Annotated in this window: 27 protein-coding genes; 10 read left to right on the top strand and 17 right to left on the bottom strand. The window is 64.9% G+C overall.

Translation table 11 applies throughout. The features are described from left to right. The first annotated feature begins 100 nt into the window (after positions 1-100). Positions 101-2,365, top strand: coding sequence for a 3-hydroxyacyl-CoA dehydrogenase NAD-binding domain-containing protein (locus tag HG718_RS11255; protein ID WP_160586828.1), 2,265 nt, complete (start codon positions 101-103; stop codon positions 2,363-2,365). 359 nt (positions 2,366-2,724) lie between these two features. Here HG718_RS11255 and HG718_RS11250 read toward each other — a convergent pair whose 3' ends face one another. The 4 genes from HG718_RS11250 to HG718_RS11235 all read right to left on the bottom strand — a co-directional run bounded on the left by HG718_RS11250 (position 2,725) and on the right by HG718_RS11235 (position 5,124). Then, a complete protein-coding gene (locus HG718_RS11250; RefSeq protein ID WP_160586827.1) occupies positions 2,725-3,456 on the bottom strand; it encodes a TIGR02391 family protein in 732 nt (243 codons plus the stop codon). A 79-nt stretch (positions 3,457-3,535) separates the two neighbouring features. Further along, entirely contained in the window at positions 3,536-3,811 is a 276-nt protein-coding gene (locus tag HG718_RS11245; RefSeq protein WP_160586826.1) for a helix-turn-helix domain-containing protein, read from the bottom strand. After that, positions 3,808-4,131 (bottom strand): type II toxin-antitoxin system RelE/ParE family toxin, encoded by a 324-nt coding sequence (locus tag HG718_RS11240; protein ID WP_160586825.1) that lies wholly within the window; start codon positions 4,129-4,131, stop codon positions 3,808-3,810. The genes HG718_RS11245 and HG718_RS11240 overlap by 4 nt, the downstream gene beginning before the upstream one ends. Before the next feature lie 510 nt (positions 4,132-4,641). Beyond that, positions 4,642-5,124 (bottom strand): PH domain-containing protein, encoded by a 483-nt coding sequence (locus tag HG718_RS11235; RefSeq protein WP_160586824.1) that lies wholly within the window; start codon positions 5,122-5,124, stop codon positions 4,642-4,644. 713 nt (positions 5,125-5,837) lie between these two features. Between HG718_RS11235 and HG718_RS11230 the strand changes: the two genes are divergently transcribed. From HG718_RS11230 to HG718_RS11200, 6 genes are all read left to right on the top strand, one after another. After that, the gene (locus HG718_RS11230) at positions 5,838-6,755 is read left to right on the top strand and encodes an alpha/beta hydrolase (RefSeq protein WP_160586821.1); all 918 of its coding nucleotides are present in this window, start codon (positions 5,838-5,840) and stop codon (positions 6,753-6,755) included. Positions 6,756-6,926: 171 nt separating this feature from the next. After that, a complete protein-coding gene (locus HG718_RS11220) occupies positions 6,927-8,018 on the top strand; it encodes a glutathione S-transferase family protein (protein WP_160586820.1) in 1,092 nt (363 codons plus the stop codon). A 40-nt stretch (positions 8,019-8,058) separates the two neighbouring features. Further along, the gene (locus HG718_RS11215; RefSeq protein WP_160586819.1) at positions 8,059-8,367 is read left to right on the top strand and encodes a ferritin family protein; all 309 of its coding nucleotides are present in this window, start codon (positions 8,059-8,061) and stop codon (positions 8,365-8,367) included. A 148-nt stretch (positions 8,368-8,515) separates the two neighbouring features. Next, positions 8,516-9,352, top strand: coding sequence for an enoyl-CoA hydratase/isomerase family protein (locus HG718_RS11210; protein WP_160586818.1), 837 nt, complete (start codon positions 8,516-8,518; stop codon positions 9,350-9,352). A gap of 22 nt (positions 9,353-9,374) precedes the next feature. Continuing rightward, positions 9,375-10,553: an alpha/beta fold hydrolase gene (locus tag HG718_RS11205; protein WP_160586817.1), complete on the top strand. Its 1,179-nt coding sequence runs from the start codon at positions 9,375-9,377 to the stop codon at positions 10,551-10,553. A 67-nt stretch (positions 10,554-10,620) separates the two neighbouring features. Continuing rightward, positions 10,621-11,085, top strand: coding sequence for a hypothetical protein (locus HG718_RS11200; protein WP_160586816.1), 465 nt, complete (start codon positions 10,621-10,623; stop codon positions 11,083-11,085). 193 nt (positions 11,086-11,278) lie between these two features. Here HG718_RS11200 and HG718_RS11195 read toward each other — a convergent pair whose 3' ends face one another. The 4 genes from HG718_RS11195 to HG718_RS11180 form a co-directional block, all read right to left on the bottom strand. After that, the gene (locus HG718_RS11195; protein WP_160586815.1) at positions 11,279-12,199 is read right to left on the bottom strand and encodes an acyl-ACP thioesterase; all 921 of its coding nucleotides are present in this window, start codon (positions 12,197-12,199) and stop codon (positions 11,279-11,281) included. 36 nt (positions 12,200-12,235) lie between these two features. Continuing rightward, a complete protein-coding gene (locus tag HG718_RS11190) occupies positions 12,236-13,060 on the bottom strand; it encodes a thioesterase family protein (protein ID WP_160586814.1) in 825 nt (274 codons plus the stop codon). 17 nt (positions 13,061-13,077) lie between these two features. Continuing rightward, positions 13,078-13,677 carry a TetR/AcrR family transcriptional regulator gene (locus tag HG718_RS11185; RefSeq protein ID WP_160586813.1) on the bottom strand — a complete coding sequence of 200 codons (600 nt, stop codon included), beginning with the start codon at positions 13,675-13,677 and terminating at the stop codon, positions 13,078-13,080. A 143-nt stretch (positions 13,678-13,820) separates the two neighbouring features. After that, on the bottom strand, positions 13,821-14,798 hold the full coding sequence (locus tag HG718_RS11180; protein ID WP_160586812.1) for an alpha/beta hydrolase: 978 nt from the start codon (positions 14,796-14,798) through the stop codon (positions 13,821-13,823). 279 nt (positions 14,799-15,077) lie between these two features. On the opposite strand from HG718_RS11180, the gene HG718_RS11175 reads away from it, so the two are divergent. After that, positions 15,078-15,713 (top strand): OmpW/AlkL family protein, encoded by a 636-nt coding sequence (locus HG718_RS11175; protein WP_160586811.1) that lies wholly within the window; start codon positions 15,078-15,080, stop codon positions 15,711-15,713. Positions 15,714-15,830: 117 nt separating this feature from the next. On the opposite strand, the gene HG718_RS11170 is transcribed toward HG718_RS11175, so the two are convergent. The 3 genes from HG718_RS11170 to HG718_RS11160 form a co-directional block, all read right to left on the bottom strand. Further along, positions 15,831-17,603 carry a sodium:solute symporter family protein gene (locus tag HG718_RS11170; protein ID WP_160586810.1) on the bottom strand — a complete coding sequence of 591 codons (1,773 nt, stop codon included), beginning with the start codon at positions 17,601-17,603 and terminating at the stop codon, positions 15,831-15,833. 11 nt (positions 17,604-17,614) lie between these two features. Then, on the bottom strand, positions 17,615-17,974 hold the full coding sequence (locus HG718_RS11165) for a DUF4212 domain-containing protein (RefSeq protein ID WP_160586809.1): 360 nt from the start codon (positions 17,972-17,974) through the stop codon (positions 17,615-17,617). Between the two features lie 186 nt (positions 17,975-18,160). Continuing rightward, positions 18,161-19,288 (bottom strand): acyl-CoA dehydrogenase family protein, encoded by a 1,128-nt coding sequence (locus HG718_RS11160; protein ID WP_244617608.1) that lies wholly within the window; start codon positions 19,286-19,288, stop codon positions 18,161-18,163. Positions 19,289-19,534: 246 nt separating this feature from the next. On the opposite strand from HG718_RS11160, the gene HG718_RS11155 reads away from it, so the two are divergent. After that, positions 19,535-19,747, top strand: a complete 213-nt coding sequence (locus tag HG718_RS11155; RefSeq protein ID WP_027846234.1) for a hypothetical protein — start codon at positions 19,535-19,537, stop codon at positions 19,745-19,747. Positions 19,748-19,760: 13 nt separating this feature from the next. Here HG718_RS11155 and HG718_RS11150 read toward each other — a convergent pair whose 3' ends face one another. The 5 genes from HG718_RS11150 to HG718_RS11130 form a co-directional block, all read right to left on the bottom strand. Further along, a complete protein-coding gene (locus HG718_RS11150; protein WP_160586807.1) occupies positions 19,761-20,369 on the bottom strand; it encodes a DJ-1/PfpI family protein in 609 nt (202 codons plus the stop codon). Between the two features lie 46 nt (positions 20,370-20,415). After that, the gene (locus HG718_RS11145; protein ID WP_205345625.1) at positions 20,416-21,603 is read right to left on the bottom strand and encodes a GlxA family transcriptional regulator; all 1,188 of its coding nucleotides are present in this window, start codon (positions 21,601-21,603) and stop codon (positions 20,416-20,418) included. Between the two features lie 457 nt (positions 21,604-22,060). Further along, on the bottom strand, positions 22,061-22,915 hold the full coding sequence (locus HG718_RS11140; RefSeq protein ID WP_160586806.1) for a MaoC/PaaZ C-terminal domain-containing protein: 855 nt from the start codon (positions 22,913-22,915) through the stop codon (positions 22,061-22,063). Between the two features lie 370 nt (positions 22,916-23,285). Continuing rightward, positions 23,286-23,765 (bottom strand): PaaI family thioesterase, encoded by a 480-nt coding sequence (locus tag HG718_RS11135; protein WP_160586805.1) that lies wholly within the window; start codon positions 23,763-23,765, stop codon positions 23,286-23,288. Next, on the bottom strand, positions 23,762-24,211 hold the full coding sequence (locus HG718_RS11130) for a PaaI family thioesterase (RefSeq protein ID WP_160586804.1): 450 nt from the start codon (positions 24,209-24,211) through the stop codon (positions 23,762-23,764). The genes HG718_RS11135 and HG718_RS11130 overlap by 4 nt, the downstream gene beginning before the upstream one ends. Positions 24,212-24,283: 72 nt before the next feature. Between HG718_RS11130 and HG718_RS11125 the strand changes: the two genes are divergently transcribed. Further along, complete coding sequence (locus tag HG718_RS11125) at positions 24,284-24,727, top strand: secondary thiamine-phosphate synthase enzyme YjbQ (protein ID WP_160586803.1); 444 nt, start codon at positions 24,284-24,286, stop codon at positions 24,725-24,727. Between the two features lie 47 nt (positions 24,728-24,774). Here the strand turns inward: HG718_RS11125 and HG718_RS11120 are convergent, their stop codons facing one another. Next, a complete protein-coding gene (locus tag HG718_RS11120) occupies positions 24,775-25,272 on the bottom strand; it encodes an OmpA family protein (protein WP_160586802.1) in 498 nt (165 codons plus the stop codon). Positions 25,273-25,710 lie beyond the last annotated feature (438 nt).

Raw genomic sequence — 25,710 nt, 5'->3', positions numbered from 1 at the left:
ACATCTCTCACCCCTCCCCTTGATGGGGAGGGGCCGGGGGTGGGGTGACGCCCCACGGGGCCAGCCAGAAACTGTCCTCCGCAAACGGAGCATTTTGAAAATGTCAGACTACGAGAATTTCGGATTTGAAGTGGATGGCGACGGCATTGCGGTCGCCACCTGGGACATGCCGGGCCGCTCGATGAACGTGCTGAGCCAGTCCTCCATGAAGGATTTGGCCGACATCATCGAGAAGGTGGCAACGGACGATGCCATCAAGGGCCTCGTCCTCACCTCCGGCAAGGGCGCGTTCTGCGCCGGTGCTGATCTGTCCATGATGGGCTCCAATGCCGGCGGGGGCGCCGGCGGGTCCGAACAGGACAAGGTGAAGGCGCTGTATGAAGGCAACATCGCCTTCAACATGCAGCTGCGCCGCATGGAAACCTGCGGCAAGCCGATTGCGGCCGCCATCACCGGCACGGCGCTCGGCGGCGGCCTTGAAGTGACGCTGGCCTGCCACGCGCGCTTTGTGGCCGACAACCCCAAGGCCCAGCTCGGCCTGCCGGAATCCAAGGTCGGCCTGCTGCCCGGCGGTGGTGGCACCCAGCGTCTGCCGCGCATGATCGGCGCCGCAGCCGCCCTGCCGCTGATCCTGCAGGGCCAGGCCCTGTCGCCGGAAAAGGCGCAGGCCACCGGCATCGTCAACAAGGTCGTTCCGGCGGACAAGCTGGTGGACGAAGCCAAGGCGTGGATCAAGGAAGGCCTCACCGCCGAGCCGATCAAGCTTGGCAAGCGCGGGCCGGAGCGTCTTCCGGCAGCCGTGCAGCCCTGGGACATGCCGAAATACCGCATCCCCGGCGGCGGCCCGCACGACAAGGGCGGCGGGCAGACCTTCACCATCGGCAACGCGATGCTGAACAAGACCACCCATCGCAACTACCCGGCGCAGCAGTACATCCTCTCCTGCGTCTATGAAGGCCTGCAGGTGCCCATCGAAGCCGGTCTGCGCATTGAATCGCGCTACATGACCAAGCTGATGATGGACCCGCGCTCCAAGGCGATGATCCGCTCCCTGTTCCTCTCCATGCAGGAACTCAACAAGGGCGCGCGCCGTCCCAAGGGCGTGGACAAGTGGGAAGTGAAGAAGCTCGGCATCCTCGGCGCCGGCATGATGGGCGCGGGCATTGCCTATGTCTCCGCCAAGGCCGGCATGGATGTGGTGCTGCTCGACACGGATCAGGCGAATGCCGACAAGGGCAAGGCCTATTCCGAGGGCCTGCTCGACAAGGCCATCTCGCGCGGCAAGTCCACCGAGGAAAAGAAGCAGGCGCTTCTCTCCAAGATCACGGCCACCACTGACTATGACGATCTGGACGGCTGCGACCTGGTGATCGAGGCGGTGTTTGAAAGCCGCGAGATCAAGGCCGAGGTCACCAAGAAGGCCGAACCGAAGATCGCCAAGGGCGGCATCTACGGCTCCAACACCTCGACCCTGCCGATCACCGGCCTGGCCGAGTCCTATTCCAAGCCGCAGGAATTCATCGGCATCCACTTCTTCTCGCCGGTGGACAAGATGCAGCTGGTGGAAATCATCATGGGCGAAAAGACCAATGATGAGACGCTGGCCAAGGCCATGGACTATGTGGCGCAGATCCGGAAGACGCCGATTGTCGTCAATGACAGCCGCGGCTTCTACACCTCGCGCTGCTTCGGCACCTATGTGTCCGAAGGCATCTCCATGCTGGCAGAGGGCATCGAGCCCGCCATCATCGAGAATGTCGGCAAGATGACCGGCATGCCCATGCCGCCGCTGGCGCTCAACGACGAAGTGTCGCTCGACCTCGGCTACAAGGTGCGCCAGCAGACCAAGAAGGACCTCGGCGACAAATATGTCGAAGGTCCCGGCGACAAGATCATCGAGGACATGGTCGTCACCCATGGCCGCCTGGGCAAGAAGGTGGGTAAGGGCTTCTACGACTGGCCGGCGGAGAAGGGCGGCACCAAGCGCCTGTGGCCGGACCTGCACAAGGTCGTGGAGCACACCAAGGGCATCGAGGACGTGGATACCGAGGAGCTGCGCAACCGCTTCCTCTTCATCCAGGCGCTCGAAGCCGCCCGCTGCTTCGAGGAAGAAGTGGTGACGGACGTGCGTGACGCCGATGTCGGCGCCATCCTCGGCTGGGGCTTCGCCCCCTGGTCCGGCGGCCCGCTGTCGCTCATCGACATGACGGGGACGGAAGAGTTCGTGAAGCAGTGCGACGCGCTCGCCCAGAAATACGGCGACCGCTTCAAGCCCAACGCCCTGCTGCGCGACATGGCCTCGAAGGGCGACACCTTCTACAGCCGCTTTAACCCGGCAGCCAAACAGGCCGCTGCTGCTGAATAAGCGGGGCGCCTGAACAACGAGACGACAAAGGGCCGCTGAGGAAACTCAGCGGCCCTTTTTGTTTGGGCTGGGGTTAGAAAACCCAAACCGCTCACCCTCCGGCTTGACCGGAGGGCCCATCTGACTCGCGAACTCCCATGGACCCTCCGGTCAAGCCGGAGGGAGGGCGGAGGGGGAGTGAGGGAGTGAATTGGGACTTCCAGCCGACCGCATCCCCGGGCTTGACCCGGGGCCCACTCGCGATTGCTGCGGGTGAGGGCGGGGGCGAGTAGGCCCCGGATCAAGTCCGGGGCGACCGGGAGGGGCTAACAACAGGATGAACTAAGCTTCGCTAAGGGAATTAGCACCACCTTGCATTGCTATTGCTTGTCGGTGCGAGCGTCCACAATTCGCATTAGATGACTTGCGAGAAAAATCATCTCCGCAGCTTCGCTAGCTTCGATTATTGTCACTGTGCGATGGCTAGATGGGTTCTTGTAGGAGCCAATCGCTCCAGCGAACAATTCGGCCAACGATTCTTGCTCTGCGACTGGCATGTTTGCGTCAGTCAACGGGCCATCGATTTTCGCAAAAGCCTTTCGCATCATTGGTCGTCCAAAGTCTGATTCCGAGTAACCGCATGCCTCTCGAACGGCGACTTCCACTTGCTTGAAGGCACAGAACACGGCCGTATCAAAATCACCCTGGCGAAAAATCGGGAGTGCACGTTCCTGAATTCTCGGATGAAGGAGTTCGGCGGGCAATGCGCTTGATCTAATGTATGCTTCTAGAGTGGCTTCCTCCGCGGCCTTACGTGCGCGTCTTGCTGGTCGGTACCAAATTCCGGTTGATGCTTGCCGAGGGTCCGGGACAATCAAGCACTCAGATACCAGCCATGACCAAGCCTCTGAGATTGCGACCATCAGGTCTTCCGAATGACCATGTGATCTGTATTCACGCTCCAGATCATTGATTAAGTTAGTGAGGCATGCCGTTTGTCCCTTTTTTTCGTTTGAAACTAAGTGCTTGAGCATTACCCAAGCTAGTTCTTCATGATTAGCGTGTGCTGCGGCTTCTAAGTCCTTAAAGTGTTCATCCAACCAGGTAGTCATTTCGTAAGTCCTGTATGCGGCCGTTCTGGGTTAAGCCTGTGCACATCGAACATCATCGCAAGGCCTGAGAGAGACAAACTCACCCAAACCCCACCAAGAGCTCTGTACCCGTTGCTTCGGCCACTTTCATCAGCGTCTTCGTGCTCGGCATCTGGCGGCCGCTTTCCATGCGGGCGATGGCGGATTGGGTGGTGCCCATGCGGGTGGCGAGGTCGGCCTGGGTGAGGCGGGCCGTCTTGCGCGCGTCGATGATGGCGCGGGCGATGCGGAACTCAGGACCGAGCCGCTCATACTCGGCTTTCACCGCCGGGTCGCGCAGTGCCTTTTTCCGATAGGCCTCAAGGGTCTTGGTCATCTCACCTCCTCGGCCCGCGTGCGGGCTATCTCCAGGGCGCGGCGCGGGGTCTTCTGCGTCTTCTTGACGAAACCGTGCAGCACAATCACGCGCCGGCCGGTCGCGGTGACGTAGATGGCGCGGGCAATGCCGTCCCGGCCTTTCATCCGCATCTCCCACAGCTTGCCGTCGGGATGCTTTATATGCGGCGCGCCGACGGCAGGCAGGCCGACACTTTCAATCAGCTCCGCGATCCGCAGAAACCGCGCCTGCATATCCGCAGGCAGGGCCTCAATCTCGGCGACAACACAGTCATCCAGAAATTCGACACGCCAGGACATATAGCAAAAATGATATTTTTGTTCAAGTGTTCCCGGGTAAGTAGATCGGGGTTGTGGAGGCGGTGCAAGCAGGAAGCCGCGAGACAGATGGGCCCTCCGGTCAAGCCGGAGGGAGGGCGGGGTAGGTAGAGAGTTGGGACCTCCAGCCGACCCCATCCCCCATCCCCGGGCTTGACCCGGGGTCCAGTCGCGATTGCTGCGGGTGGGGGCCGAGGCGAGTAGGCCCCGGATCTGGTCCGGGGCGACGGAGGGTGGCGTGAGGGAAGCGCGACATTTCACCTCTCCCCTTGCGGGAGAGGTCGGTGCATGAGCACCGGGTGAGGGGGGTGGGCCTGTCAGCCGTCGCGACCGTCGGAATTGGGTCACAGGCGCTGTTGCCCCCTCACCCTCCCACGGCCTGATGGCCGCGGGCCCCTCCCTCTCCCGCAAGGGGAGAGGGGGAGTGGGCGTGCCGGGCGTGATGTCAGAACCGTCTGCTCCGCTGCCGTCTGATACTTTTGCTGTCTGCTGCTAGGCCGCGGCGGAGGCGGCCTGTGGCGGGGCCTTGTCGGTGAGGAGCAGCGGAGGGACTGCCACGACACCGGCATTGGCATCGACATCAAGGCTCTCGATCAGTGCGCGGCGGAAGGCGAGCGGGTCGGCGATGGCGGGGAGGCCGAAATCGCCGATGTCTTCGCCGCGGATATTGAGCCGTCCGCAATCGAACAGGCGTTCCAGCAGGCTCTGCTCCAGCGTGATGGCATGGATGCGGCTGGCGGTGAATTCATCCGTATGCCGCGAGATGAAGCCGCGCTTGTAGATGAAGCGCCGGTTGGTGATGACGAGCTCCGTCGTCCATTTGCGCATCTGCCGCGACAGGAATACCGCGATGCCGATCAGCGCCCAGCCGGCCAGCAGCAGCCACAGCCAGGAGATGAGGTTGTATGTCCAGTGGAACCGGCCTTCCGCGAGAATGACTTCGCGGGGCGCAAGGGTGCGGGCGGCATAGGACATGACGGGTCTCCGGATGTGTGGGTGGGGCTTTCGGGGCCGGGAGGCATCGGGAAGCGGCAGGCATCTCCTCTGGCTGAGCGGGTCTCGCTACGGACTGGATATGGGGAGACGCGCGGTACCGGGAAAGCAAAATCGGTCACGGCTGCGCCGGTTTTCGTGGGGGGGCTCTGGAGAGTTGTTTCTATCCGCTCTCCCTCCGGCTTGACCGGAGGGCCCACCTGACTAGCGGACTCCCATGGACCCTCCGGTCAAGCCGGAGGGAAGGCGGGGGGGAGTTGGAGCGTCCAGCCAACCCCCCCCCATCCCGCATCCCCGGGCTTGACCCGGGGTCCACTCGCGGCTGCTGCGGGTGGGGGCTGAGGCGAGTAGGCCCCGGATCTGGTCCGGGGCGACGGGGGGTGGTGCGAGGCAGGCGCGAAACGGCACCTCTCCCCTTGCGGGAGAGGTCGGTGCGTGAGCACCGGGTGAGGGGGGTGAGCCTGTCAGCCGTCGCGACCGTCGGAATTGGATCGCGGGCGCTGTTCCCCCTCACCCTCCCACGGCCGGACGGCCGCGGGCCCCTCCCTCTCCCGCCAGGGGAGAGGGAGATTGGGAGCGGCTCTCGGCGAAATGGGGCGAGCCATTTGCCGTCGCCCCTGGGACGATCTGGCTGTAAGGTGCTCCCATCACGCCATCAAAAAACACAATTATCACTCACACAGGGAGAGACACCCATGGCCAGCGAAGGCGCAAAGCAGGTTCTGGAATTGCTCGCATCCACCCCGGCGCCGGCGGAGCCGCCGACTGTGGCGCAGCAGCGGGCCAATATGGAAGCGGCCACGGCTGCCTTTCCGGTGCCCGAGGACGCGACCATTACCCCCGTCACCGCCAATGGCGTGCCTGGCGAGTGGGTGGCCATGCCCGGCGCGTCAGAAAAGCATGCGGTGCTCTATCTGCATGGCGGCGGCTATGTCATCGGCTCGCCCAAGACCCACCGCTCTCTGACGGCCGCGCTGGCGACGGAAATGGGCGCGAAGCTCCTGGTGATCGACTACCGCATGGGGCCGGAAGACCGCTGCCCGGCGGCGATCGACGACGCGGTGGCGGCCTATGAGTTTTTGCTGGCCGAAGGCTATGACGCAGCCAACCTCGCCATTGCGGGCGACAGCGCCGGCGGCGGGCTGACCATTGCCACGCTGGTGGCCCTGCGCGACAAGGGCGTGGCCCTGCCCGCGGCCGCAGCCCCCATCTCGCCCTGGGTGGACCTCACGGGCAACTCGCCCACCATGGAAACCCGCAAGGATGTGGACCCGATGGTGCAGAAGGAGGGCCTGCTCGCCATGGCAGCGCATTATCGCGGTGATCTGCCTGCGGAGGACCCGCGGGTCTCCCCGCTGTTTGCCGACCTCAAGGGCCTGCCGCCGCTTTTGATTCAGGTCGGCGATCATGAAACGCTGCTGGGTGATTCCGAAGAACTCGACACGCGTGCCCGCGCCGCCGGCGTGGAAACGCGGCTCGAGATCTGGGACGAGATGGTGCACGTCTTCCACATGTTCCATTTCATGATGCCCGAAGCCGCTGAAGCCAACCGCCGCATCGGCGAGTTCTTCCGCATCAAATGGGGTGTCGAAGCCGCCAGCGCGGCGGAATAAAAAGCTGTGCCGTCCCCGTCCTGTCATTCCGTGGCTTGACCGCGGAAGCCAGGGCGGCGGGCGGTGAGCCATGTTGCTTTGGACCCCGTGGTCAAGCCACGGGGTGACAGGGTATGGGGCAATCCCTGATGCCCGGGGCACCACATACTGACGAACAGGAACCAGGATCACATGCGGACCAACACGCTCTATGGCGGGCCGATCTCGCTTTATACCGGCAAGGCGCGGGCCTATCTCGACTGGAAGCAGATTCCGTATACGGAAGTTCTGTCAACGGCGGAGGTCTACAAGGAGATCATCCTGCCGCGTGTTGGCTGGCCGGTGATCCCCGTTGTGGTGACGGCGGATGACGAGACCCTGCAGGACACGACCGAGATCATCGATCATTTCGAGGCCGAAGAGCCCGAGCCGTCCGTCTACCCGTCCGGCCCGGCGCAGAAGCTGGCCGCGTTGCTGATTGAAGTCTTCGGCGATGAATGGATGAAGATCCCGGCGATGCACTATCGCTGGAACTACAATGAGGACTGGATCCTCACCCAGTTCGGCGCCCTGTCGGCACCGGACGCGTCGCCCGAAGACCAGCGTGAGATTGGCGAAAAGCGCGCCGGCCCTTTCCGCGGGGCGCTGCCCTTCCTCGGCGTCCACCCGGAAACGCGCGGCGCGGTGGAGGAAAGCTACGAGGGGCTGCTGGCAGAGCTGTCCGCGCATTTCGAGACCCATGACTTCCTGTTCGGTTCACGGCCCTCCGTCGGTGATTACGGCCTCATCGGCCCGCTTTACGCGCATAATTACCGCGACCCCAAATCCGGCGAGATGATGAAGGCGACCGCCCCGCGCGTTGCCCGCTGGGTGGAGCGCATGGTGACGCCGCCCGCCCCGCGCGGCGGCGACTTCCTACCCGACGACGTGGTGCCGGAGACGTTGGTCCCGCTGCTGGCGCGCTTTGCTGTGGAATATCTGCCGGTGCTGGAAAAGACGGTTTCAGCGTTCACCGCCTGGGCGCACGACCAGGCGCCGGGCACGGAAATCCCCCGCGCGCTGGGCATGCATGAATTCACCCTGGGCGGCGTTACCGCCGAGCGGGCGATCTTCACCTTTGACCTGTGGATGCTGCAGCGGCCGCTTGATTTCTATCGCGGGCTTGAGGGCGACGCGAAAGAGGCAGCGGACAGGCTTCTCGCACGCGCCGGGCTGGGCGGCATTGTCGCACTGCCGGATTATCCACGAATTACCCGTAAAAACTTCAAGACGGTTCTGGCATAGTGACGGCATCAATCTCCCCTGACTGAATACGGAGTGCCCTATGTCCAGTGAAGGCCTGCACGAACCCATCGAGAAACTGAGCGATAAGACGCTCAACATGCATCGTGCCATCGTGTCGCTGATGGAGGAGCTCGAGGCTGTGGACTGGTATGGCCAGCGGGCCGACGGCTGCTCGGACGCCGATCTCAAGGCGATCCTCATTCACAATATGAACGAGGAAATCGAGCATGCGGTGATGGTGATGGAATGGCTGCGCCGCAACAACGAGACCTTCGCCAGGGAAATGAAGGAGCGTCTGTTCACGGACGATCCCATCGTCAAGCCGCACAGCCACCCGGACGACCACTAGGAGCGTCTCCTGCCGCCGCAAATGACCGTTTCCCCGGCGGCAACCGGCCCGCCGGGGAACAAGGCTTGCCGCCGCCTTCCTGCTTGCTAGACTTTTGATCAAGCACACGAGAGCCCGCTCAGAACAGGGCCCGTGACGGGAGGAAGACATGGACTACACGCAGATCGCCTATCGGCGTGACGGCACGCTCGGCGTCGTCACCATGAACCGGCCGGACAAGCTCAACGCCTGGACCCCGCGCATGGCGGAGGAAATGGCGCATGCCTTCCGCACCGCCAATGATGATTCCGAGGTGGCGGTGATCGTGCTCACCGGCGAGGGCCGCGGCTTCTGCGCCGGGGCCGACATGGAAGACACTTTCAAATCGCGGCTCGACGGCACCGATCCCGGCTCGAACACCGCGGGCGGCTCCGGCGGCCTGCCGGAAGGCCTCGACTGGATCGGGCTGGTGCGCTCATCCAAGCCGATGATCGCCGCCGTCAACGGCCCCGCCGTCGGCATTGGCGTCACGCAGATCCTGCCATTCGACGTCATCATTGCCGCCGAGGACGCCAAGTTCGGGCTCGTCTTCGTCAAGGTCGGCATCGTGCCGGAACTGGCGTCATCGCATTTTGCGACCGCCCGCATGGGCTTCGGCAAGACGAGCGAGATGATGCTCTCCGGCAATCTCTATACGGGCCGTGAGGTGGCGGAGTTTGGCCTCGCCGACCACGCCGTGCCGGCAGATCAGCTGTGGGACAAGGTGCGCGAGGTGGCGGCGCTGTTCGAGAACAACCCCGAGCCGATGATGCGCATGACCAAGCAGCTCCTGTCGCAGAACCTGGCCGAGCATGACCTGACATTGGTGCAGCGGCGCGAGACCGAGGCGCTGAAACAGTGCTGGTCCATGGCCGAGCACCATGAGGCGGTGGATGCCTTCCTCAACAAGCGCCAGCCGGACTTCAAGGCCGCGGCAGCCCGCAGGCGTGCGCAGGCAGCTGAATAATCATCAGAGAACGGAGCATCCGATGGCCGAACAGCGTGCGTATGAGGTCGAGCGCATTCCCTTCTTCCTGCACTGGCAGGAAAAGGCCGCCTTCAAGGAAACCTATGCCGGGGCCATGGATACGGTGGTGGTGGAAGGCCAGCACCTGAAGCCCAAGGGGTCAGCCTCAAAGACCGTGCTGATCTTCATGCACCCCACGGGCACGATGAACCTGCTGCCCATGCCCAACGCGCTGGCGGCATCGGGCATTCCCTGTCTCACCTGCGGCAGCCGCTACCCGCATAACGACACGGCGCTGATCATGGAAAAGGTGATCCTCGATATGGGTCACTACATCCGCTACGCAAAAGAGAAGCTCGGCTATGAAAAGGTGATCCTGGCCGGCTGGTCCGGCGGCGGGTCACTGTCCATGTTCTACCAGTCGCAGGCGGAGAACCCCACCATCGAGGCAACGCCCGCGGGCGATCCGGTGGATGTGAAAGGCGCGGGGCTGATCCCGGCGGACGCTGTGCTGCAGCTTGCCGCCCATGTCAGCCGCGCCATCACCCTGACCGAGTGGATGGACCCGGCGGTGGCCGATGAACTGGACCCGGAAAAGCGTATCCGCGAGCTGGACCTCTATGACCCGGAGGCGCCCAACCAGCCGCCATATTCAGCTGAGTTCCTGGCAACCTTCCGGGCCGCGCAGATTGCCCGGTCCCGGCGCATCGATGACTGGGTGCGCGAGAAGCTGGCGCATCTGAAGCGCACCGGCCGCGAAAACGAGGAGCACTGCTTTGTCGTCTACGGCACCATGGCCGACCCGCGCTGGCTCGACCCCACGATCGACGCCAATGACCGCAAGGGCCCCAACTGGTGCTACATGGGCGAACCGCGCGTGGTGAACATGATGCCGGCGGGCCTTGCCCGCTTCTGCTCCCTGCGCGGCTGGCTGTCGCAATGGTCGTACACGGAAAGCCGTGCCGACGGGCCGAAATGCGCAGGCGCGATCAATGTGCCGTTCCTGGTGATCGACAACTCAGCCGATGATGCCTGCACGCCGAGCCATGCGGACCGCATCTATGCCAGCATCGGCCATGACGACAAGGAGCGCTACACCATCAAGGGCGCGACGCATTATTACATCGGCCAGCCGGACAAGATGGCCGAGGCCGTGGGCCTCACTATCGACTGGTTGGGGCGGAAGGGGATGCTCGTCTAGGCGCTGCTTCACATTCTGGCCGGAATTCGCGTCTATCCCGGACGCGGGTGCCGGGAAGGATGAAACCATGACACGCTTTACGTTTGCTGCCACGCCGCTTTTCGCTGCGGGGCTCCTTGCCTGCACGGTCTTTCCGGCCGCCGCCGAAGAAGCCGGCCGCTACACCATGCAGCCCATCGAGGACGGCTTCCTGCGGCTCGACACCCGCACCGGGGCCGTGTCCGTCTGCGCGGGCGAGGGCAAGGACTGGTCCTGCACTCCCGCGAGCGATGAACGCTCCGAGCTCGAGGAAGAAAACGCCCGGCTGCGCGCCGACAACGCCGTGCTGCGCGAGCAGGTGGAGGAGCTCGGCGCCAAGCCTCGCGTGACCACCCCGGAAGACGTGGACGCCGCCATGGACGCCTTCGAGACCGTGGCAGAGCGCTTCGGCAAGATCATCAAGATCATGCGCCGTGAAATGGAAGAGCTCGACGAAGAGCTCAACGCGCCGGTCGAGGATGCGCCGGAACCGTCCGAAGGCGAACCGCTGTAAGCGGTGAGACAGGTCTTCATCCCGTCCCCCCAATCCGCTCTCCCTCCGGCGTGACCGGAGGGTCAATGGGAGGTTGTGAATCTGATGGGCCCTCCGGTCAAGCCGGAGGGAAAGCGTGTGTGCGAGACGTGGGGGGAGAGTACCAAGTCACCTCGCCCGCAAGGGGAGAGGCAGCTCCCCCTTCCCCTTAGCCTTACGCGCCGATGCCTTCCACGAGCTGGCTTTCCAAATGGGCGCGCATGGCGTCGGGGATGGGGATGGCCTTGCGGGCAACGAGGTCGAGGGTGACGGCGACGGCTTCGGCGGTGGCGACGGCTTCGCCGGTTTCGAGGTCGAACAGCCAGTGCGCCCAGATATAGGTCTTGGGGCCCACATGCTTGAGGCCGCTGCGCAGGGTGAGAATGTCGCCGCGCTTCGGCCAGCTGCGATAGACGAAGCGGTATTCAAGCGCTGCGCCGCCGATATTGGGATCACTGGAGCGGTCATCCCCACGGGTCTGCGACAGGAGATTGGGAATCGAATCCGAAACCAGCCCCATGAAGTGCCGGTGGCCCATGAAGCCATGCGCGTCGCACAGCTCGGGCTTCACCACGCCCTGCCAAGTATAGACAAGACCCATATCATCTGCCTGCTGAAGGGTAGGTGCGGTGACCGGCGCACCAAGCTCGAGTCCGCGCGCCTTGCCGTGCTCCGGCAGTGGCGTGCTCATGTTGGCAACCGCTTCATCGAACACAGACGGCAGGGCGCGCGGGGCGCGCGTGTCGGCATCGGCCAGGATGACATCTGCCTTCACCGTCGCCGCGACCGCGCCGGAGGCCGTGTTGGTGAGCTCCTCATAAAGATGCAGCGTGTTGCCGTCGCGGCCCAGAACGCCGCCTTCCAGCGTCAGCGGCGCGCCGGGACGCTGCTCCCGGTGGAAGCGGATGTGATGCTCGCGCGGCAGCAGCACCGTGTTGTCCGCCCGGCGGGCACGCGGGCCATAGCCCATTTCATGGGCCAGCACGTCAAGGCCCTCGCCGGCCTTGGCCACGTAGAACTGCACGTTCATGTGGCCCATGTCGTCGCACTCCCAGGTCTGCACGCTCGTGCGTAGCAGCGGCACCAGATTTGTCATTGTTCTTACTCCGAATACTGAGGAATTGGGTTCCGGTCAGGCGAATTGCGTGTCGGGAATGGGCGGCACCACGGCTCGGCGGGTGGACAGATCCATCATCACGCCCACGCCTTCGGCGATGAAGCACAGGGCACCGGTCATGGCGTCGAAACCAAAGTGCCGGTAGTGCAGCGCCTTGCCCGTGGGGGGCGTGAAGCCCGTGAGAATTTCAAGCGCCCGGCCGGGCGGGGCGGGCGCGAGCCGCGTCACCCGCAATTCAAGCGTCGCGGTACCGAGGCCGGCCTCCGCCTGCTGGCGGCGGCCGAAGCCCACCAGCGACCACAGATGCGACTGACAGCGGGAAACACGCTGCAGGAAGGCGGGAATGGTCATCGCATCCGCATGGCAATCCGCAGCCGCGATGGCCGACAGATGCGTGCGTTGCAGATGCGCCGCCCCGGCTTCCTCGCGCGTCAGCCCGGAGGGGGCGGGCGCGGTGAGGGAGCGGGGGGCAGCCTCATCCGGCAGCGCGCCGTCCGGGGCGCGCGGGGCGGCGTCATCTCCATAGGATGTGACGGCGGTGGCGCAGAGAAGCCCGGTCCCCACATTCTCGATGCGGTGGACAAGGCGCGGCCGCCGCGCCGGGCCGTCCTCAAGGTCGCAGCGCGCGGACATGACCCGCACCCGGTCCCCCGCCAGCATTTCCCGGTGGAAGCGCAGATGCATCTGGTCCGGCTGCGCATAACCGCGCGCGGTGGGCCCGCCAAGGGCTGCCAGCACATGCGCGGCCGCCTCGGCCTTGCCCGCATAGTGCTGGATGTTCATGTGGCCCATCTCGTCGCATTCCGCGAGGGCGACCGCACTCAGAAAACTCTCGATCATCTTGATGTCGCTGCCGGTCAGGAAGAAGCGCCGCCGAAGCGGCCCAGGAGGGAGGCGAGCACGCGGTCTTCCTCCAGATCGAGGGAAGCAAACCGCCCGCAGCCGGACAATAGCGCAATCCCCACCAGTCCGGACCACAGGGCGACGGTGTCGTAGGCCCTGTCGCTCGGGGGTGTGCGGGCGGGATCATCATGATCCCCGCGCGCTGCGTCGAGGGCCCGCAGCACGGCGATGATCCGCCCGGTCAGCGCCCGTTCCGTCGCCTCGGGCACGTCTCCGCGGCGGGCGGCCATGAGAAGCGGCACCTGATCGCGCAGGGTGTCGAGCGCCAGATCGGCCCGGATGTCCAGATCAGCAGGCGCGCCGCGCAAGGCCTGGACGAGCCCGTCCATCTCGTCCACCACCAGCGCCGCCAGCAGGGCCTCCTTGGAGGGGAAATAAGAATAGACCGACCCCGCCACGTAGCCCGCCCGCTCGGCCACGGCGCGGATGGTCAGCCCGCGCGGGCCGTCCTCGGCGAGCAGGGTGCGGGCTGCCAGGCGGATGCGCGCCGCCCGCTCTTCCTGCTGGGCGGCCCGGCGGCCGGTGGTCTGCTGCGGGGCGGGGCTGGGTGTCATGAGCTCAGTATGGCCGCGATCAACTCTGATTCAAGAAAATAAACAACGTTCAAAGAATGCGCCGCCCAAGGGTGGTTTGACAGGGCCGGGGAATCCTGCCCAACGCGCCGGTGTATGAACAATGTTCACAAATTGAACAGCGTTCAAGTATGTGATTGGAAGAACCTGTCGATCTGCGCCAGGGCGGCTTCCGCAAGGGCGCCGGGGAAGGCGATGAAGCCATGCGCGCCGCCGGGATAGATGCCCAGCTCCGCCGTGTTGCCCGCCGCCAGCCAGCGCGCATGCATGAACAGGCTGTCATCCAGCAGCCCGTCCCGCGTGCCGACCACGAACAGCGCGTCCGGCAGGCCGCCGAGATCCGCATAAAGCGGCGAGATGTCCGGATCGGACAGGTCGGTGCCCTCCGGAATGAAGCTCTGGCGGAAATGCGCCACGTCGCGCGTGGAGAGGGTGGGCCCCGTATCCCCGAAGGCGCGCATGCTGGGGGTCATGCCCATGTCGAAACAGCCGAAGGTGAGGTTGGCCGCCTTGAACGGGGTCATGCCGTGCTTCTGCTTGAGGCGCAGCAGGGTGACGGCGGACAGGTGCCCGCCCGCTGATTCCCCGCCGATGAACAGCGGCCCGTCGGCGAAGTCTGCGGCATTGCGGGTCAGCCACAGGGCTGCGGCCTCGCAGTCATCCGGTGCGGCGGGATAGGGGTGCTCCGGCGCCAGCCGGTACTCGACCGAGATGCAGGCAAGCCCGCACTTGTCCGCCAGCCGCTCCAGCAGCGAATCCTGCTGCGCCGCGCCGCCGAACACCCAGCCGCCGCCATGGATATGCAGGTAGACACCCTTCGCCGCGGCCTTGCCGCCCTCGGGCTCGATGATGTGCAGGCTGATCTTGCCGCCGGGCCCGTCAATCTCGATGTCGCGGGCGCGCGGGCTGACCGGCGCCACGGGAAACGGCCCCTCGCCGCGCTCGCGCATGGCGCGCGCTTCCGCCGCGGTCATCGACCAGGGGTCCGGCGCCTGGGCCACGAGCGCTGCGACCGCCTTGTTGATCTCATCGGTCTCGCGGCTCACGGCGGCAGAACTGAACAGGGCCGGGGTGAGGGTGGCATTGTCGGCGCTGGTGGTCATGGCATCCCTGAAAAGTGAGTCGGCATTATTGTTGCCCCGCAGCCTACCTCACACGGGCGTGATCACCGAACCGGCACGATCCGCCCGTCTCTTACTCCTTGGTGCAGACCATCTGCCGCCGGACGATCCGGACGCCGGTGCGGTGAGGCCAAACAGCCACTGTGCGCGGATGTCGCATGCAGCCCGTCCGGTTTCGTGACACAGATCAATTACCCTCACGCAGTCGTGATCTACACATCGCCCATACCCAATACCTGTACTCATCGGGGGACTGGAGCGATGAAAAAGACACTGAGCATGATGGCTGCCGCGCTGCTGGGCGCCACGGCCCTGACCCTGCCGGCCATGGAAGCCGCCGCCGCTGACGGCGACAGCCCGTGGAAGGTCCGCGCCCGTATCGTCGGCGTGTTGCCGGACGAAAGCTCGAGCGTCACGCCGAATATCGGCAGCATTGATGCCGATGGCGCCGTGGTGCCGGAAATCGATATTTCCTACTTCTTCACCCCCAATATCGCCGTCGAGCTGATCGCGGCCACCTCCCCGCATGACATGAAGGTGGACCTCAATGGCGGCGGCACGCTGGACCTGGGCGATGTGTGGGTGCTGCCGCCCACCCTGCTGCTGCAATACCACTTCATGCCGGACGGCCAGGTGCAGCCCTATGTGGGCGCCGGTGTGAACTACACCCACCTCTACAATGCCGACGACACCGCCGGCACCTCGGTGGATTATGACGGCGGCTTCGGCTGGGCCCTGCAGGCAGGCATGGACGTGCCCATCGGCGGCAACTGGTCGTGGAACCTCGACGTGAAGAAGATCTGGGTCAATGTGGACGCCACGGTGAACGGTGCCGTAAAGGCCGACGTCGATCTCGACCCCTGGGTCATCGGCACCGGCATCGGCTACCGCTTCTAGGCGTCAGAGCTTCCTCCCGCCAAACTGAAAGGGCGGCACCCATCGGGTGCCGCCCTCTTTGTTTTTTGTTTTTGCCGTGGGATGTGCCGGGGAATGTTCCCACCCCCCGGCCATGTCCTAGTGCGCGTGGGCCTGGGCGGCACCGGTAGGCACGCGGATGTCTTCCACCATGTCCTGCACCTGGGCGGGCGGGGCGCTTGTGGCCAGCCGCACGGCGAACGCCACCAGGAAGTTGAGCACCATGCCTATTGTGCCGATCCCCTCCGGCGAGATGCCGAACAGCCAGTTATCCGCCGTGTTGAGTTCCGGCGAGATGAACTTGAAGTAGACGATGTAGCCGAAGGTGAAGGCGAGGCCCGTCACCATGCCGGCAATCGCGCCTTCCCGGTTCATCCCGCGCATGAAGATGCCCATGAGGATCGCCGGGAACAGGGAGGAGGCCGCAAGCCCGAAGGCGAACGCCACCACCTGCGCCACAAAGCCCGGTGGATTGATCCCCAGATAGCCCGCGACACCGATCGCCACCGCTGCGGAGATGCGCGCATAGAGCAGCTCCTGCCGGTCGGTGATCTGCGGCATCAGGGTTTTCTTCATCAGGTCATGGCTGATGGAGGTGGACACCACCAGCAGGAGACCCGCCGCGGTGGACAGGGCGGCTGCCAGTCCGCCCGCTGCCACCAGTGCGATCACCCAGCCGGGCAGCTGCGCGATCTCGGGATTGGCGAGCACGAAGATGTCGCGGTCCACATAGATCTCGTTTTCCGCCTCGCTCGGCGCGTTGGCCAGAAGCCGTTCGCCGTTGCTGCCGGTCTCCCCGGTGAACTCCGGCTTGCCCGCATAGGGCGCCCCGGCACCGTACTGGATGACGCCGTCACCGTTCTTGTCCATCCAGCCGATGAGGCCGATATCCTCCCAGTTCTTCAGCCAGCCCGGCGCTTCCTGATAGGCGGTGTTGTTGACCGTATCGATGAAGTTGATGCGGGCAAACGCCGCGACCGCCGGAGCGGTGGTATAAAGTAGGGCGATGAAGATGAGTGCCCACAGGGCCGACACACGGGCGTCCGACACCTTGGGCACGGTGAAGAAGCGCACGATCACGTGCGGCAGGCCCGCGGTGCCCACCATCAGCGCGAAGGTGATGGCGAAGACATCGATCACTGCTTTCGAACCGTCCGTATAGGCGGTGAAACCGAGATCGACCAAGGTCGCGTCCAGCTTCTGCAGCACCGAGACGCCGGACCCGTCAGCCACAGCCGAGCCGAGGCCGAGCTGCGGAATCGGGTTGCCGGTCACCAGGATAGAGATGAAGATCGCCGGCACCAGATAGGCGAAGATCAGCACGCAATACTGCGCCACCTGCGTATAGGTGATGCCCTTCATGCCGCCCAGCACCGCATAGACGAAGACGACCGCCATGCCGATGATGACACCGAGGGTGATGTCCACCTCGAGGAAGCGGGAGAACACGATGCCGACGCCGCGCATCTGCCCGGCCACATAGGTGAAGGAAATGAAGATCAGGCAGATGACGCCGACAATGCGCGCCGCCGACGAGTAATACCGCTCGCCGATGAAGTCGGGCACCGTGAACTGGCCGAACTTGCGCAGATAGGGTGCCAGCAGCAGGGCCAGCAGCACATAGCCGCCCGTCCAGCCCATGAGATAGACCGATCCGTCATAGCCCGCAAAGGCGATGATGCCCGCCATGGAGATGAATGAGGCCGCGCTCATCCAGTCCGCAGCCGTCGCCATGCCGTTGGCGACCGGATGCACGCCGCCGCCGGCGACATAGAACTCGCTGGTGGACCCGGCGCGCGACCAGATGGCAATGCCGACATAAAGCGCGAAGCTGGCGCCGACGAAGATGTAGATAAGGGTCTGTGTGTCCATGTCACCGCCTCCTATTCGTCGTCGTCCACGCCATAGGCGCGGTCGATGCGGCGCATGGCGAAGACATACCAGGCGATGAGCAGGATGAAGACATAGATGGAGCCCTGCTGGGCCCACCAGAAACCGAGCTTGAAGCCGAAGAACTGGATGTCGTTCAGCGGTTCGGCGAACAGGATGCCGAAGCCGAAGGAAACGATGAACCAGATCGCCAGCAATACGCCGAGCAGGCGCAGATTGGCGTGCCAGTAGCCGCGCACCCGCTCCTCGGTGAGAACTTCCGTATCGTGATGATCATGCCGCGGCTGGTTGCCGCCTTCATGGTGATAGACGGACGCGCCCGCGCCGGTCTCACCGCCGTCCTGTGTGGACATGTGGTCCCTCCCTGAAACCTGACCCGGAACCCCGGGCTTTCGCAGCCGGAATTCTTCTTATTATTTGTGTGGATACACGCTAACGATCCCGGCGCGGGATGGGAAGCGCCGGGAGCGTTGATTTGGGTCAAGCCTTCGGGGGGCGGGGGGAGGGAGCAGGGAAGACAGCGGAGAGGCGGGGAGTGCCTAGAGGCCGAGCTGACGCGCTGTCAGGTCCCGCATGATTTCTTCCGAGCCGCCGCCAATGGCATTGACCCGCACCTCGCGATAGATCCGCTCGACCCGGCCGCCGCGCAGATAGCCGTTGCCGCCCAGGATCTGCATGGCTTCGCGCGCGCAGAATTCCATGGTGGTGGTGGCCTGCACCTTGAGCATGGAGAGATCCGCCACCGGCGTTTCCCCCTGCATCACCCGCCAGGCACAGATTTCGAGATAGGCCTGGGTTGCCTGAATGCGTTGATACATGTCGGCGATCTTGTGGCGGATGACCTGGTGGTCGGCCAGCCGCTTGCCGAAGGTGGTGCGCTCACGCGCCCAGGCGGCGGCGTCTTCCATGCAGACACGCGCCATGGCGTTGGCGCCTGCCGCCATGCCCAGCCGCTCTGAGTTGAAATTGAGCATGATGCCGATGAAGCCGTTGTTCTCGGTACCGATGATGTTCTCCTTCGGCACCTTCACATCGTCGAAATAGATCGCCGCCGTATCGGACGCCCACCAGCCCATCTTCTTGAGCGGCGTGCGCGACACGCCCTCGCGGTCAGTCTCGATCAGCAGGAGCGAGATGCCCTTGGTGCCCGGACCGCCGGTGCGCACGGCGGTGGTGATGTAGTCCGCCCGCATGCCGCCGGTGATGAACATCTTCGAGCCGTTGACAAGGTAATGGTCGCCCTTGTCCTCGGCGCGGGTCTGGATATTGGCAACGTCCGAGCCGCCGGACGGTTCGGTGATGCCCAGCGCGATATGCTTGTCGCCATTGAGCACATCCGGCGCGATGCGCTCCTTCATTTCCTCCGAGCCGATATTGATGATCGGCGGCAGGCCGATGCCGTGCACCATGAGGCTGGCATTGATGCCGCCCGCGCCCACCCGCGCCAGCTCCTCGGAGGTGACGATGCCGTGGAACTGGTCAAGCCCCTCCTGGATGCCGCCATATTGCTCCGGATACCCCATACGCAGGAGGCCCACATCGGCGGCCTTCTTGTAGAGCTCCTCGGGAAACTCTTCCGCCTCGTCCCACTCGGACGCGAACGGCATGATTTCCTTCTCCACCCATTTGCGTAGGGTCTGCCGCCAGGCTGCGTGGTCCTCGTTCATGAAAGGCGACGGCGGCCGCGTGGTATCGAAATTGAGGTCCGGCAGGGATTTGATCGGGGTGGCGGCTTGCGACATGGCGGGCATTTCCTTGGATAAACTCGGGCGGCCTGCTTCGACGCCGCATCACTTTGTGACCCGCATTGTGCGCCTCGCTTGACCTGCGTCAACGCGCCTTGCCGCCACCTGTTCCTAGGGTGAGGCTGCCCCTACGTTTCCGGGGGCCGAGTACGCAAGGTGTGACACGCGATGGAAAAGATCTGCCTCGACCGCATGGCCAATGTGCGCCAATTGCTGGAATACAACATGGTCAGCGATGCCGCCGACCAGATGCACGCCTTCCATGCCTGCTCCGAAAAATCGGATTGCCGATACTGGCTGACCTGCGCCAAGCACATCGAGGACCTGTGGTCCCGCCAGCAGCAGGCTGAAGCAGCTGCGAAAGACCGCAAGCCGAGCTAGGGATGCGGACGGCTCAGACCGCCGCCGTGTAGGGCGGGGCGGGGTCGTATTCCATGGCGCGCTGGGTGTTGCGCGCATGCTGTTCCCCGTGCCACTGGCCGACGAGCCACAGCGCCATGTCGATGCCGGCGGAGACGCCTGCCGCCGTCACGATCTTGCCGTCGCGCACATAGCGGATGTTCTTGAGAACGTCGGCTGCTTCACCGCGCGCGGCAAGCTGGTCCACGAAGGCCCAATGCGTTGTCACGCGCTTGCCCTTCGCAACGCCTGACCCGGTCAGCAGCAGCGCGCCGGTGCAGACGCTGGTGGTCCAGGTGGTGGATTTGTCCACCTCCGCGACCCAGGCCATGAGCGTCTCGTTGTTGACCTCGGTGCGCGTGCCCTGACCGCCGGGGATCAGCAGCACGTCGAGTTTCGGCGCCGTTGCGATACTCTCATGGGCGGCAATGGTCATGCCCTTGCGGCAGCGCACCGGGTTGCCGTCCTCGGAGATCAGGATCACCCGGTCCGGCTCCGGCTTGCCCTCCAGCTCGAACACCTCGTTGGACATGGTGAAGACCTCGTAAGGCCCCACGAAATCCAGCTCCTCGGCATCGGGAAACATCAGTAGACCGATATTCATGGCGTGACTTTCTGTGTGCGTGCTCGGCGGCGTTTTTGGGGGATGCCTATTGCATGAAGCCCGAGGGCTGCGGCAGCGAGGTGCGCTGCATGGCTGGCTGGCCTGCTGCCGGGCTTCCTGCCTGTATCGGGCCGTGCGGGCCCATCACCGGCATGCGGCGGAAGCGGGCGCGGTAATCCGCGGGGCTCACGCCGACGCGGCGGTGGAAGGCGCGGCGCATCTGTTCAGCGCTGGAAAAGCCGCAGGCCCAGGCAATGGTCTCGGTGTCGTCGGCGGTTTCCTCGAGGTGGCGGCGGGCAGCTTCCACCCGCACCACTTCCACGAACCGCCCCGGCGTCAGCCCCGTCTCGCTGACAAAGGCTCTTGCAAGCGTGCGCTCGCTCATATGGGCGCGCTCGGCCAGCGCCGGAACCGACAGGTCAGCCGCCACATTGTCGAGCACCCACTGGGTGATCTCGCCGATGCGGCCCTTCGCGGCATGCTGCGCCACGAGCTGGGCTGAAAACTGCGACTGGCCGCCCGGGCGGATCATGAACAGCACATGCCGCCGGGCCACCGCCAGTGCCATGTCGCGCCCGCAATCTTCCTCAACCAGCGCCAGGGCAAGGTCCATGCCCGCCGTCACCCCGGCAGAGGTCCACACATTGCCGTCGCGCACATAGATGGAATCCGCGTCAACCGTCAGGGTAGGGAACATCTCGTCGAGGTCGCCGGCGACGTTCCAGTGCGTCGTCACCCGCCGCCCGTCGATCAGCCCGGCGCGGGCAAGGATGAAGGTGCCGGTGCAGACGGACGTGATGCGCTCGGCCGCAGCGCCCGCGCGGGCCACCACGTCCAGCACCGCGTCATCGCGCATCGCCTGGATCGTGCCTTCACCGCCGGGCACGACAAGCGTGTGCAGGCCCGAAAGATAGTCATCGGTGAGGTCGGCAAAGCCGATATCGGCAACCAGCTGCAGGCCCGAGGTGGTGCGGAACGGCCCGGCCTCAGCGGCTGCGATGGTGATCTCGTAGGCGTCGCTTGGCGTGTCCCCGTCATCCGTCTGCGGCGTCAGCCCCTCCGGCGCCCACAGGCGCGGATTGGCGCGCGCGTCATTGACGCTGGCGAGAATTTCAAGCGGCCCGGTGATGTCCAGCACTTGCACATCCGTGTAGGCGATCATCAGCACGCGCCGGGGCTCGGCCGGGCGGCTGGGGGCGGATTTCGCAGGGGTTGTCTCGGATTTTGTGCTCATGCGGCAAAGCATAGGCGCAAAGCCGCGCTGACCGAAAGGCCATTCACCCCGCAAATTTAGTCACGGTTTCGGGAGGGGAGGCATGAGCAAGCTGAGAGAGAGATCCTCCGGTCGAGCCGGAGGAAGGGCGGCTAAATATAACCGCTGTCCCTCCGGCTTGACCGGAGGGTCCATGGGACTCAGCAGTTTTTGTCTGAAAATGCCGCACCGCCGTCATCCTGGCCGGCACAAACCATCCCGCAGACTCGGATAGGCCCTCTGGTCAAGCCAGAGGGCGAGCGGGGTTGGGGGTAGGTGAGAAGCCGCGAGCGTCCGGACCAACCCTCCCCTTGATGGGGAGGGTCGGCGGCAGGGCCGCCGGGGTGGGGTGACAGAGGCGGCGGGGAGGGCGATGCCATCCGTTCCATTCACCCCCCACCCCAACCCCTCCCCACAAGGGGGAGGGGCTATGGATGCGTCAGGCTTTCAGCGTGCATTTGCCGTTGTTGATGACCACCGCGTCGCGCTCCTTGAGGCGGGCGCGGAAGGAGGCGATGGGGCCGTCTTTCCACACATCCACCAGGATCGTCTCGCCGGGGAAGACGGGGGACGAGAAGCGGACGTCGAAGCCTGTGATCGCGGTGTGGTCATAATCGGCGACGGAGCCGAGAATGGCGCGGCAGCAGGTGCCGTAGGTGCAAAGCCCGTGCAGGATCGGCGCGGGGAACCCGGCGGCGGTGGCGAATTCCGGGTCCGCATGCAGTGGATTGCGGTCACCGGACAGCCGGTAGAGCAGCGCCTGATCAGCCCGGGTGTCCACCTCGATGGTCTGGTCCGGGGCGCGGTCGGGCAGGGCATGCGGCTTGGGCGCGCCGTCGGTCGGCCCGCCGAAGCCGCCATCGCCGCGGGCAAAGGTGGTGCTGGTGAGCGTGCACAGCTTGTCGTCCGTGTCCGCCAGGCGGATGTCGGTCTCGGTGACGATCACCGCCCCCTTGTCCGCGCCCTTGTCCCAGGCGCCGACGACGCGGCTGTCGGCGATGATGTCGGCCGCTGCCGGCAGCGGCCGGTGCAGGGTCAGCTTCTGCTCCCCATGCACCACCATCAGATAGTTGATGCCGCTGTCGCGCAGCGGGCCCGCGCCCCAGGCAATGACCGTCGCCATGGTCGGCACGGTCTTTAGGTCTTTTTCATAGACATAAGGCAGCTCCTTTGCTGCCAGCGGATCGCGGCCCATGCCGACGCCGAGCGCATAGAGCATGGTCTCCCGGTCCCCATAGGAAAACCGCTCGCCCTCGGATGTGAGGGACATCAGGTGATCGTAATCAATGGCCATGGACGTGCTCCCGGTCTGGCTTTGCGTGTTTGCGCCAAGCAAAGCGCGGGAGGCAGGGGAGGGCAAGTGTTTGTGCGCCGACCCGTTGCTCCGGACTTGATCCGGAGCCTACTCGCCGTGCCGCATGGCAAAACGTAAAAGCTGACGCCTCTACCTGCCGATCCGCGAGTGGACCCCGGATCACGTCCGGGGTGACGCAGAGTGGGGTTTGCCCTGCGCCCACCCAACCGCTTTCCCTCCGGCTCGACCGGAGGGTCCATGTGAGTCCGCGGGCTTTTTTAGACCAAGCAGCCCGCCACTTCCTCCGATAGCCTCTCCGGTCGAGCCGGAGGGAGGGCGTGTGTGTGGTGGAGTGGGAATGTAAGCGCGGTCAGTGTTCGCCGAGCACTTTCCACAGGCTGGTGGCCTGGCAGATCAGCTCGTCATCGACGAAGAAATCGGCAGCGCAAAAGACGATGGCGCGGGTCTTGCGGGTGAGGCGGGTGCGGGCGGTGACGAGGTCGCCGACCTTGGCGGTGCCGGTGTAACTCGTCTGCATGCTGAGGGTCACACACGGCTTGCGGCCGGTGGCGTTCCACGCGGTGCTGCCGACAACGGCGTCGGCGAAGGTCATCAGCATGCCCGGATGCAGCTTGCCGTCCGCATCCACATGCCGGTCATCGACGCGGAAGGCCTCGAGCCGCTCAAGCCCGTCATTTTCCGCGGTCTCCGTATAGAGCGGGCCGACAAAGGCCTCGAACGGGTCGCGCAGCTCCATGGCGGTGAAGCCGTCCAGCGCCTCCGGCGGGCGCGGGGAGGGGATGGCGGGCTTCTGCTGCTCGCCCTTCTGGGTATCGCGGGCCTCGGTCATGCGCCCGCTCCGGTCTTGCCTGATCCCTTCCTGGTGGCGATCCGGAACACGCCGGTGGCGGCCATCAGCATGCGCGGGGCGTCAGCGTCGGCATCCTCGACCTGCACGTCGCAGGACAGGAACACGACCGTGCGCGTGCGGCGGGTGATGGTGGCGGTGGCCGTCACCACGTCGCCCGGCTTGCCGGGGCCGGTGAAATCGCAATTGATGGACAGGGTCTCGACCGCGTCGCCCGCAGCCTCCCGCGCCGCGCCCGCCAGCGTGATGGAGGCGAACGACATCATCATGCCCCCATGCAGCATGTCCGCGCCGTTGAGGTGGTGCTGCTCGATGGTGAAGCTCAGCGTATAGGCCTCGCGCCCCTCCACCTTCGTCACCGGGCCCACATAGGCCTCGAAACCGGCCGACAGGGTCGGCGCCGTCGGGGTTGCCAGGGTCATACTCATCGCGAACTCACCATTACCAGTGTCAAAACGGGGGACTATGTAGCCCCGGGCGACACGCGATAAAAGGGGGCCATGCACCAGCATCTGGAAACCCTGATATTCGAAACCCCGGGAGCAGGCCTCTCGGACATCACCCGCCACGTGGCTGATGCGCTCGGCCGGGCGCGCCTGGCGCAGGGGGCGGTGACCCTGTTTCTGCGCCACACATCCGCGTCGCTCACCATCCAGGAGAACGCCGACCCTGACGTGCTGGCGGATCTGAAGGATTTTTTCGAGCGCATCGTGCCCTTTACCGGGCCCTACCGGCACACGACCGAAGGCCCCGACGACATGCCCGCCCATATCAAGGCCGCGCTCACCGCAACCAGCCTGACGATCCCGGTGGATAAGGGCCGCATGGTGCTGGGCACCTGGCAGGGCATCTACCTGTTCGAGCACCGCAGCCGCCCGCACAGGCGCGAAGTGGTGGTGCAGGCCATGGGCACGGAAGCAGGAAACCCGGTCAGGAATTCCTGACCGGGTTTCGGGATGTCAGTGCCGGGGATGCTGTTTGGCAGCCCGCCTTAGAAGCCCATGGGGGCCATGCTGATCGGGCCGATCTCGTCCGGGCGGACGATCTCCTCGCCGATCCACCTGGCCGGCACGCCCAGCTCGATCATGGCATCACGCACCACCTGGGTGCGGGCATCCGGGCCGTCGCCATTTGCAAGCGTCACATGGCTCAGCTCAAGGCCGGTCACTTCCGCAGCGATCACTTCAAGCGTCTCTCGCGCCGGGTCGGTCAGCTCGCTGGTGCCGACGGGGAAGTAGATCACATAGGTGTAGCCGAAGGAGGGGACCTGCGCCTGGTCGCCATAGCGGGCCTCTTCACCGGCGAAGGCCGGCATGGTGGCGGTGATGGTCACCACCGAGGTCGCCAGCGGGGTTTCCGCGGCCATGTCGCCGCGCTCCGCGGGGGCCTTGGCACCATTGGCGAAAGCTGCCGCGCCGCCGATGCCGAAGGCACAGGCACCCGCAAGCGCCATGATGCCGAACTGACGTCGAATGCTGAAGCGTTGCATGATCCACTCTCCTGGTGTGTGCCGCGCTGTCCGGTCTGGTCTCACCAGCGGTCGACGCGGCGTCTGCGGGAATAACCCCCCGCAGCGGGGTGAAGTTCCTGATTGTCATCTGTGTCAGCAGGCGCCGCCGGATCCGTCAGCAAGCTCGAGGGGCTTGGGGGGCTGGGGGGCTTGAGCCTGAACCGGCCCCGGCGGCGCCCTTTTGACAGGGTGCAAGATGGAAGCGGAATCCGGCGCACGCATGATCGCGCGAAGGTGAATGGATGGTCATTTTGCGGCCCAAATACGGCGATGACGTAGGGGCATTGGGCTAAAGCGCTGATTTTGCACGGGAATTGAGGGCGGCTTTCAATGCTGTAATTTGCCCTTCCTGCGCGCGGCGTAACCCCCTATGGTTCGCGCCGACTGGCGGGTTCGTTCGGTTTTGATACCCGCATA

The sequence above is a fragment of the Pyruvatibacter mobilis genome (assembly GCF_012848855.1).
Classification (GTDB): Bacteria; Pseudomonadota; Alphaproteobacteria; order CGMCC-115125; family CGMCC-115125; genus Pyruvatibacter; species Pyruvatibacter mobilis.
Note: the sequence above shows the minus strand (reverse complement) of the source record. Positions and strands in the feature narration are given on the sequence as shown.

What these genes read in the sequence shown, in the direction of transcription:
- HG718_RS11255 (WP_160586828.1), top strand. Translation starts at nt 101, where the DNA reads ATGTCAGACTACGAGAATTTCGGATTTGAAGTGGATGGCGACGGCATT.
- HG718_RS11250 (WP_160586827.1), bottom strand. Translation starts at nt 3,456, where the DNA reads ATGACTACCTGGTTGGATGAACACTTTAAGGACTTAGAAGCCGCAGCA.
- HG718_RS11245 (WP_160586826.1), bottom strand. Translation starts at nt 3,811, where the DNA reads ATGACCAAGACCCTTGAGGCCTATCGGAAAAAGGCACTGCGCGACCCG.
- HG718_RS11240 (WP_160586825.1), bottom strand. Translation starts at nt 4,131, where the DNA reads ATGTCCTGGCGTGTCGAATTTCTGGATGACTGTGTTGTCGCCGAGATT.
- HG718_RS11235 (WP_160586824.1), bottom strand. Translation starts at nt 5,124, where the DNA reads ATGTCCTATGCCGCCCGCACCCTTGCGCCCCGCGAAGTCATTCTCGCG.
- HG718_RS11230 (WP_160586821.1), top strand. Translation starts at nt 5,838, where the DNA reads ATGGCCAGCGAAGGCGCAAAGCAGGTTCTGGAATTGCTCGCATCCACC.
- HG718_RS11220 (WP_160586820.1), top strand. Translation starts at nt 6,927, where the DNA reads ATGCGGACCAACACGCTCTATGGCGGGCCGATCTCGCTTTATACCGGC.
- HG718_RS11215 (WP_160586819.1), top strand. Translation starts at nt 8,059, where the DNA reads ATGTCCAGTGAAGGCCTGCACGAACCCATCGAGAAACTGAGCGATAAG.
- HG718_RS11210 (WP_160586818.1), top strand. Translation starts at nt 8,516, where the DNA reads ATGGACTACACGCAGATCGCCTATCGGCGTGACGGCACGCTCGGCGTC.
- HG718_RS11205 (WP_160586817.1), top strand. Translation starts at nt 9,375, where the DNA reads ATGGCCGAACAGCGTGCGTATGAGGTCGAGCGCATTCCCTTCTTCCTG.
- HG718_RS11200 (WP_160586816.1), top strand. Translation starts at nt 10,621, where the DNA reads ATGACACGCTTTACGTTTGCTGCCACGCCGCTTTTCGCTGCGGGGCTC.
- HG718_RS11195 (WP_160586815.1), bottom strand. Translation starts at nt 12,199, where the DNA reads ATGACAAATCTGGTGCCGCTGCTACGCACGAGCGTGCAGACCTGGGAG.
- HG718_RS11190 (WP_160586814.1), bottom strand. Translation starts at nt 13,060, where the DNA reads ATGATCGAGAGTTTTCTGAGTGCGGTCGCCCTCGCGGAATGCGACGAG.
- HG718_RS11185 (WP_160586813.1), bottom strand. Translation starts at nt 13,677, where the DNA reads ATGACACCCAGCCCCGCCCCGCAGCAGACCACCGGCCGCCGGGCCGCC.
- HG718_RS11180 (WP_160586812.1), bottom strand. Translation starts at nt 14,798, where the DNA reads ATGACCACCAGCGCCGACAATGCCACCCTCACCCCGGCCCTGTTCAGT.
- HG718_RS11175 (WP_160586811.1), top strand. Translation starts at nt 15,078, where the DNA reads ATGAAAAAGACACTGAGCATGATGGCTGCCGCGCTGCTGGGCGCCACG.
- HG718_RS11170 (WP_160586810.1), bottom strand. Translation starts at nt 17,603, where the DNA reads ATGGACACACAGACCCTTATCTACATCTTCGTCGGCGCCAGCTTCGCG.
- HG718_RS11165 (WP_160586809.1), bottom strand. Translation starts at nt 17,974, where the DNA reads ATGTCCACACAGGACGGCGGTGAGACCGGCGCGGGCGCGTCCGTCTAT.
- HG718_RS11160 (WP_244617608.1), bottom strand. Translation starts at nt 19,288, where the DNA reads ATGAACGAGGACCACGCAGCCTGGCGGCAGACCCTACGCAAATGGGTG.
- HG718_RS11155 (WP_027846234.1), top strand. Translation starts at nt 19,535, where the DNA reads ATGGAAAAGATCTGCCTCGACCGCATGGCCAATGTGCGCCAATTGCTG.
- HG718_RS11150 (WP_160586807.1), bottom strand. Translation starts at nt 20,369, where the DNA reads ATGAATATCGGTCTACTGATGTTTCCCGATGCCGAGGAGCTGGATTTC.
- HG718_RS11145 (WP_205345625.1), bottom strand. Translation starts at nt 21,603, where the DNA reads ATGAGCACAAAATCCGAGACAACCCCTGCGAAATCCGCCCCCAGCCGC.
- HG718_RS11140 (WP_160586806.1), bottom strand. Translation starts at nt 22,915, where the DNA reads ATGGCCATTGATTACGATCACCTGATGTCCCTCACATCCGAGGGCGAG.
- HG718_RS11135 (WP_160586805.1), bottom strand. Translation starts at nt 23,765, where the DNA reads ATGACCGAGGCCCGCGATACCCAGAAGGGCGAGCAGCAGAAGCCCGCC.
- HG718_RS11130 (WP_160586804.1), bottom strand. Translation starts at nt 24,211, where the DNA reads ATGAGTATGACCCTGGCAACCCCGACGGCGCCGACCCTGTCGGCCGGT.
- HG718_RS11125 (WP_160586803.1), top strand. Translation starts at nt 24,284, where the DNA reads ATGCACCAGCATCTGGAAACCCTGATATTCGAAACCCCGGGAGCAGGC.
- HG718_RS11120 (WP_160586802.1), bottom strand. Translation starts at nt 25,272, where the DNA reads ATGCAACGCTTCAGCATTCGACGTCAGTTCGGCATCATGGCGCTTGCG.